The sequence below is a fragment of the Acinetobacter sichuanensis genome (genome assembly GCF_003024515.2).
Taxonomy (GTDB): domain Bacteria; phylum Pseudomonadota; class Gammaproteobacteria; order Pseudomonadales; family Moraxellaceae; genus Acinetobacter; species Acinetobacter sichuanensis.
The window spans coordinates 1-7,425 of sequence record NZ_PYIX02000074.1 but is presented as its reverse complement, the minus strand read 5'-3'; the positions used below and the strand labels follow the sequence as shown (position 1 = coordinate 7,425).

7 protein-coding genes are annotated in these 7,425 nt (G+C 30.6%); 3 read left to right on the top strand and 4 right to left on the bottom strand.

The window, feature by feature from the left end:
• Together C9E89_RS21010 and C9E89_RS21005 are read right to left on the bottom strand one after the other, a co-directional pair.
• Positions 1-400, bottom strand: a 400-nt coding sequence (locus C9E89_RS21010) for an aminotransferase class III-fold pyridoxal phosphate-dependent enzyme (RefSeq protein ID WP_116746708.1), incomplete at its 3' end; no start/stop codon positions are given.
• A gap of 42 nt (positions 401-442) precedes the next feature.
• On the bottom strand, positions 443-1,714 hold the full coding sequence (locus tag C9E89_RS21005) for a Glu/Leu/Phe/Val family dehydrogenase (protein ID WP_107010099.1): 1,272 nt from the start codon (positions 1,712-1,714) through the stop codon (positions 443-445).
• A gap of 199 nt (positions 1,715-1,913) precedes the next feature.
• On the opposite strand from C9E89_RS21005, the gene C9E89_RS21000 reads away from it, so the two are divergent.
• Complete coding sequence (locus C9E89_RS21000; RefSeq protein WP_107010098.1) at positions 1,914-2,336, top strand: Lrp/AsnC family transcriptional regulator; 423 nt, start codon at positions 1,914-1,916, stop codon at positions 2,334-2,336.
• Between the two features lie 166 nt (positions 2,337-2,502).
• On the opposite strand, the gene C9E89_RS20995 is transcribed toward C9E89_RS21000, so the two are convergent.
• On the bottom strand, positions 2,503-3,384 hold the full coding sequence (locus C9E89_RS20995) for a LysR substrate-binding domain-containing protein (protein ID WP_107010097.1): 882 nt from the start codon (positions 3,382-3,384) through the stop codon (positions 2,503-2,505).
• A gap of 190 nt (positions 3,385-3,574) precedes the next feature.
• Here C9E89_RS20995 and C9E89_RS20990 point away from each other — a divergent pair, with 190 nt between their 5' ends.
• Complete coding sequence (locus C9E89_RS20990) at positions 3,575-4,429, top strand: helix-turn-helix domain-containing protein (RefSeq protein ID WP_107010096.1); 855 nt, start codon at positions 3,575-3,577, stop codon at positions 4,427-4,429.
• 154 nt (positions 4,430-4,583) lie between these two features.
• A complete protein-coding gene (locus C9E89_RS20985) occupies positions 4,584-5,852 on the top strand; it encodes an alpha/beta hydrolase family protein (protein WP_107010095.1) in 1,269 nt (422 codons plus the stop codon).
• A 120-nt stretch (positions 5,853-5,972) separates the two neighbouring features.
• Here C9E89_RS20985 and C9E89_RS20980 read toward each other — a convergent pair whose 3' ends face one another.
• Positions 5,973-7,226 carry an OprD family outer membrane porin gene (locus C9E89_RS20980; protein WP_107010094.1) on the bottom strand — a complete coding sequence of 418 codons (1,254 nt, stop codon included), beginning with the start codon at positions 7,224-7,226 and terminating at the stop codon, positions 5,973-5,975.
• Between the last annotated feature and the right edge of the window lie 199 nt (positions 7,227-7,425).

The window sequence follows — 7,425 nt, the reverse complement described above, 5'->3', positions numbered from 1 at the left end:
TAATTTCATTTTTGTTTGGATTATCACTTAAGCTGCCAATTTTACGTGCTAATTTTAAAGCGGCTTCATTGGCTTCAGCACCTGAGCTACAGAAAAATGCTTTATCTGCAAAAGTATGATTAATTAATTGTTCTGCAAGTGCTAAAACAGGTTCATTGGTATAACCATTGCCTAAATGCCAGAGTTTTTTTGCTTGTTCCATCAAAGCATTTAAAGCAACAGGATGACAATGTCCTAAAGCATTTACTGCAATACCACCTGCAAAATCGATATATTCTTTTTCGTTTTGATCCCAAATACGTGAGCCTTCGCCACGAGTTAAAATAAACTCAGCGGGTGCATAAACGGGTACAATTAACTCATTAAAATTTTCACGATTTACTTTTAAATTTGCATTCATTTTGCTGTCTCTGATTAAGTTTAAATGGGAATAAATGAAGTATTAACCTGGGAAAATTCCACGTTCTTGACGTGCTTTTAAAATACGTTCACAGGCAAGGATGTAAGCGGCAGTACGTAAACTACAATCTTGATCGGTTGATTTTTGCCAAACATCTGCAATCGCATTGATCATGAGCTTGTCTAAACGTTCGTTAATTTCAGCCTCACTCCAGAAGTAACTTGACATATCTTGTACCCATTCGAAGTAGCTGACAGTTACGCCACCAGCATTGCAAATGACATCAGGAACAATCGTAATGCCACGCTCTAAACAAACATCATCAGCTTCAGGATGAGTTGGACCGTTGGCACCTTCTAAAATTAATTTTGCAGTTAAATTCTGAGCACGTTCAGCTGTAATTTGCCCTTCTAATGCCGCAGGAATTAAGATATCCATCTGTAGCGTCCAAAAATTTTCATTCGAAATTTCTTGTGCTTTAGGGAAACCTTTTACGCCTTTGTTGTGGTGGACATATTTTTGTAGTTCAACAACTTCTATTCCATTTTCATTAAAAATAGTGCCTGTATGGTCTTGTACAGCAACAACTTTTGCCCCAGCTTCTTCAAATAAATAAGCGGCTTCACTACCCACATTACCAAAACCTTGAATAGCAACTTTGCAGTCTTTGATCGCTAACTGAATATTTTTGGCAACTTCTACGCCTGTAATAAAGACACCGCGACCTGTGGCACGAACACGCCCAAGAGAACCACCCAAATGTAAAGGTTTTCCTGTTACCACACCTGTGACGGTATGACCTTTAATACTTGAATAGGTTTCCATCATCCAACCCATAATTTGTGGATTAGTCCCCACATCTGGTGCAGGAATATCGACCTGAGGACCAATTAAAGGACCAATTTCACTGGTAAAACGACGTGTTAAACGTTCAAGTTCACGTGCTGATAATTCTGTTGGATCTACACTAATTCCACCTTTTGCACCACCAAAAGGTAAATTTAATGCTGCTGTTTTAATGGTCATCCATGCAGATAAAGCCATAACTTCTTTTAAATCAACATCAGGGTGATAACGAATACCCCCTTTACCAGGACCACGAGATAAATTGTGCTGAACACGGTAACCTTCAAAATGACGAATAGAGCCATCATCCATGACAATAGGTAAGTCTACGATTAGAGCGCGTTTTGCAACTTTTAATGTATTTACATAGGGTTGAATACTTTTTCCTAAATAAGGTGTCACGCGTTCCACTTGCGTTAAATAAGCTAACCAAGGATCATATTTCGATGCATTTGCCGATATAGACATTCTTTTTCTCTAAAAAGTTATGGTATAAGTTACACATTTTCCAAATGTGATACTTTGCTCAAATTTCCTGATGATTTGAACTAAGTTACTGAGTTGCCTCGAATAAGTAATATTATTGGCAATCAATTTGATTAAAAAAAGCTTTTAAATTGATTGAATTTTATTTATTTTTATCAAATTGCTTATTGAGTTTTTCAAAATGAACGAAACGGATAGTAAAATTCTAGGTTTACTCAGGGAAAATGCACGTATTTCAATTACTGAAATTGCAGAGAGAATTAGAAATTCTAGAGCAACAGTACAAAAACGAATTGAATATATGGAAACAACTGGGATCATTACAGGTTATACCGTAAGAATTAAACCCAATGTTGAACGGAATCAGATCCAAGCATGGATGAACATCATGGTAGAAGGAAACAAAGCACAAGCGGTGATTGCTGAGTTGAGAATAGATCCTGCTGTACAACAATTGCATACAACCAATGGAAAATGGGATTTATTAGTTGAAATACATTCAGATAGTTTGCAAAATTTTGATGTGATTCTAGGGAGAATTAGAAAAATTTCAGGTATTTATAATACAGAAACCAGTTTGTTATTATCGACATATAAATTATAGAGATTCAAGTTTTTCAAATTTATTTAAAGCTATTGCTAGGTCAAGATTTATGATGAAAAACCTCGGGCTGATTGCCCGAGGATATAATATGATGAGGTTAGGTCATGATTATACGATTTAGTGATGATTAAGTTTTAAAATTCTTATTCATTCATAAGTTAAAATTTTATAATTGAAAATTATCTATTGTTTTAAAAAAATCTATAAATTTTTGTGAATCATTACTTTTACGTTTACTTAAAAATAATTCTATATGTGGCAGCTTAATATCTAAAGGTTTAGAAATAATATTTTCATTCAAAATTTCAGTTACATAGCTAGGTAAAATAGTACAGGTTTTATTAATATTTAAAAAATTAATATTAAATAAAATATTATCAGCTTCTTGAATAATATTTAAATCAACATTTTGACTTTGCATAAAATCAATAATTTTATGATGTAGTTGTGGTGAGCATGCTTTAGATGGAATAATAAAGTTATGATCCTCTAATAGTTTAATTGGAATTTCATTTAATTTAGCTAAAGCATGATCTTTATTCATCAGGAAAATAAGAGGTTCTTCAAAAATTTTTTGACTATATATTTCCTCATTATTCATATCAGCTCTTGATAGCGCAATATCAATATGACCATTATCAATAGCTGAAAGCATTTGAGTGTCATTTAGACTGATTAACTCAGTAGTTAAATGTGGAAAAAGTTTATTTAAAATAGGAATGAGTAGCGGTAATATTTTTATTTCAGCAACGGGAACAAAACCAATTTTAAGATGATTTTCACTGTTTTTTTTAGATTGCCTTGTAATAGAAACTGCTTTTTCTGCACTTTGTAATATCAGTTTTGCATGTTGAAGAAAAATAGAACCTTCATGCGTAAGTTCTACCTTTCTTTTTGTTCGAATAAATAATTGAACACCAATAAAATCTTCTAAATCTCTAATTTGTTGGCTAAGAGAAGGTTGTACTGTATGAAGTTTTATCGCTGCATTACTAAAGTTTAATTCTTGTGCGACCATAACAAAATATTTTAAATGTCTTAATTCCATATATGCTACCTTTAAAATAGTATTAAACTTAGTCAACAAATCCTGTCTAATAGAATTATATAATTAAATAGTTAAAAGATATTTTTGATTACAGACATTATTTTTAGATTTAAGACATCGCTAGTTTTGCAATCATATTCTTCTTCTTTTATATTATTTATGTGATCGATTAGGGAAAAAGGTATTGGTTATGATTGATGAAACATGGAATGGGATGTCAAAATATCCAGTAGAATTTTTAACCAAAATTGAGTCTAATGATTCAGAGTTAGGTTTTTTCTTCGCAGAAGTTATAAGAAATGAAGGAAATGTGATAGATGTTCATCATAATGCATTAACAATTATATGCTTAAAGAACAAAGCTGTTAAAAAAATAGGCAGTAAAATTTTTATTGAAGAGGGTGTGTTTTTAAGAAAACCTGGCGAAACCACCAATTTTGAAATACTGAGTCCAACTCATTTACAAATATTAATGATCTCTAACGCTTATGTAGAGACTGTCTTAAAACAAAAAATGAGCCTTTATGATTATTCAAAAATAAATAGTCAATTAGATCTATATAACCAACAACTTATAATTTCATTAATGGATTCTTTAGGATATATCTCTAGAGGAAATATTAAAAAAACAAAAATTATTGATAATATAATACAAGCTATACTTAATGTATTTATAAATGAAGATGAAAAATATCACGATTTGAAAAAAAGTGATCGTATTTTTTGGAAAAAAGTTTATAACTATGTCGAAAATGAAAATTTACAATCAATTAAAGTTACAGATTTAGCCATATTAGTACAAATGAGTGAAAGACATTTTAGTCGAAAATTTATGCTTGAACATGGAGTGTCTCCTTATCAATATATCATTGCAGCAAAAATTAAAAAATCTATAGAATATTTGATGATTGGTCATTTCGCCTTATCTGAGATTGCATTTTTGTCAGGATTTAATGATCAAAGCCAATTTTCTACATTATTTAAAAAGAAAATGGGAGTAACCCCCTTAGAATATAGAGAAAAATACATGTCGCATAATATTTAAATCGTGTATTAAAAGATAGATAAAATATATTTTACAAAATAATGTAACAGCTCTAATAATAAAGTAGGTCATTATTCAGTATGTAATTTCTGAACTTGAACCTTAAATTATGGATCTATACATCGGATGATGTTTTAAAGGAAAAGTGGGTGTTATGATGGTTTTTCGATGCCAAGCATTTTTAAAGAAAAAAGAATTTAATTTTAATAAAATGATGAAGATTTTAATGCTAAGTAGTTTTTCTATGATGCCAATTTCTTCTTTGTTTGCTCAAGATATACAAACAGCAATGTCTGTAGATGAGTTAAAAAAAGAAATGATTCATCGTTCAGAGATTAATTTATATCCAGTTTATAATATTCCTCCTGAAATTATGAAAGGTATTGCTAATGAAGTTAAAACATTAAATATTGATGAATGGACAAAAGCATATATTAAAGTTGGTGACTCATATTTTTCCAAAGGCATGAGCTATGAAAATAGTGATAAGGAAAAAGCGATATATAACTTTGGTATGGCGCAACGATTATATAATATGGGACGTTGGCCTGCTATTTTAACGAAAAGTAGAGAACAATCTTATAAACTTGAAATCAAAGCATTTGAGGCTGTACAACGATTAAAAGGTATTAATTTAGAGAGAGTTGAGAGTAAATATAAAAATTATAATTCAGTTGCTTATCTGGTTAAACCTAAACAATATAATGACAAATTACCAATTGTTATTTCTATTGGTGGATTAGATGGTTGGAAAGAAGCACGAATTACCCAATTATCACCATTATTAGATAAAGGTGTCGCAATTTTATCCATTGATATGCCAGGTACAGGGCAAACAGAGGTTAAAATGGGTACAGATGCTGAGGCTGTTTTATTTACTTTAATTGAAAAAGTTCTACAACGTAATGATATTGATCAAAATCGTGTAGTATTTTATGGAGGAAGCTTTGGTGGATATTGGACAACATTATTAGCAGCAAGAAACAAAATAAAACTAGCAGGTGTTGTTGATCAGTCAGGACCATATTCAGAAACTTTCAAACCTAATAAACTAGGTACTGTATTTGAAGGTAAAGAGTATTTATATGACAGTTTACCTTCATTATCAAATTTGATACATGGTATTAATGGTCGAGAACAATTATTAAATGCTATGCAGGAACAGGCGATTGATCGTTTAGTTCCATTACCACTAAAAATAGATAGTCCTATTTTAGTGATTGGTGGTAAACATGACAGTTTAGTTCCTCAGGAAGATTTATTACCGCTTTTATTCTCTGAAGGTGATGTGCGTGAAGCTTGGATTAATCCAAATGGTATTCATATGGGGCGTGAACGTGGTAAAAACATAAAATGGGATGACAAAACAATTTCTAAAGAAATTATTTTTCCATGGGTTTTAGCTCGTTTAGGGTTAAAGTAAATTTTTGATATATCTTGCTGACTTTTTATTAGTTAGCAAGATAGAATAAATATTTATATTTTGTTTTTTAGGCATAATTTTATATAAAAAAAGAAAGGTCAATTGACCTTTCTTATATTTTTAGAATTTCCACGTATAGTCAATATTTATACGCGTTTCATTGGCTGGTTTAAATGTTGTATTTTTTGCAAAGTTATTATCAGAAGTCATATATCGTGTTCTAAAACTTAATCCTTTTAAATAACTCTGTTGGAAATTATATTGAAGTTCAAATGCTTTTGAATCTTCTTTTAGATTATTTCCTCCAAGTTGAGGTAAGTCTATATTCGTTCCCTTAATATAACGTATAGCTGCTCGCAGACCAGGAACGTAATCTTGAAAATTATAATCATACCGAATAGAGTAGACTTTTTCTTTCGGATTTAGAAAGTCAACTCCCCAGCCTTCAACAAATAATTGGACCTCACCACCAGATAAATAAGGATGAGCTGTATCACCAAAATTTTGCATTGTACTTAATGTAAGGAGATGATTATTATAATTAAAACCAAAGTTTCCAGTAAGTAAGGTATTATCAATTTTACCTGCTAATGCTCGCCCATGTTCATTACTATTCCAGAACCTTAGATCTGATAGTAGTCGTGTATTTTCTGTCAGCATATAAGTATTATTAAAAGTAAATGCAGCTTGAGCGTATAAATCATCAATTATGCCATAATATAAACTATACTGAGTATCTTTTGATGGACTATATTTTGAGCCTAAGAAAGAAAGATTATCTGCCTGTGCTGCATTAAATCTACCATTACTGGTTGTAATACTCATAGTTTCATAATTTGTAGAATCTCTATGATTCACCTTATCTATATAACCCGCATAAAGTTCAATATTATCAATATCTTTAGATTCAAATAATGTACCACGGAATGTTTGAGGCAGTAATCTTGATCTTGAACTAGAAATTATTGGGTTAAATGGCATTACTGTGCCAATTTTTAATTCAGAATCTTCAAATTTAATTTTTCCTGTAATACCTAATTCACTTGCAGTATCTGCACGTTCTCGAGTTATTTTATCCGTTGGAATTAAACCAGAGGCTATATAATCAGAATCACCAATAATTTTAATGGCTGTTAATGCTTGTAAATCAAGTCCAAGACCAACTTTTCCTTCAGTATATCCAGATTTTAAATTTAAAATGAAACCTTGAGTCCAGTCCTTCGCTCTACCAATTTTTTGTGGATCAGTATATTCACGATCAAAATAATAATTTCGAGACATTAAGCTTCCTTGACTATCATCAATAAAACTATTAGCCATGACAGGCATGCTTAAAATATATAATGGTAAAATAATTCCATAGGTTAATTTCATGAAAATTCCTTAGTTTTTCGTTTGATAAATAATCCATTTATCTTTTTTTATCATAATTTGATTTTGTTCTTTTTTGTAATTCAAATAATATTGCTTTTTATATATATTATTGATTACTTTTTTATGTGTATTTTAAATTTATACTAAATAGTTTTAATAACTATTCAGGCAATGATTTAAATAAAGATAAGTTGATTTC

Bases quoted from the DNA above. Each gene is read 5' to 3' on its own strand.
- C9E89_RS21005 (WP_107010099.1), bottom strand. From the start codon at position 1,714: ATGTCTATATCGGCAAATGCATCGAAATATGATCCTTGGTTAGCTTAT.
- C9E89_RS21000 (WP_107010098.1), top strand. From the start codon at position 1,914: ATGAACGAAACGGATAGTAAAATTCTAGGTTTACTCAGGGAAAATGCA.
- C9E89_RS20995 (WP_107010097.1), bottom strand. From the start codon at position 3,384: ATGGAATTAAGACATTTAAAATATTTTGTTATGGTCGCACAAGAATTA.
- C9E89_RS20990 (WP_107010096.1), top strand. From the start codon at position 3,575: ATGATTGATGAAACATGGAATGGGATGTCAAAATATCCAGTAGAATTT.
- C9E89_RS20985 (WP_107010095.1), top strand. From the start codon at position 4,584: ATGATGGTTTTTCGATGCCAAGCATTTTTAAAGAAAAAAGAATTTAAT.
- C9E89_RS20980 (WP_107010094.1), bottom strand. From the start codon at position 7,226: ATGAAATTAACCTATGGAATTATTTTACCATTATATATTTTAAGCATG.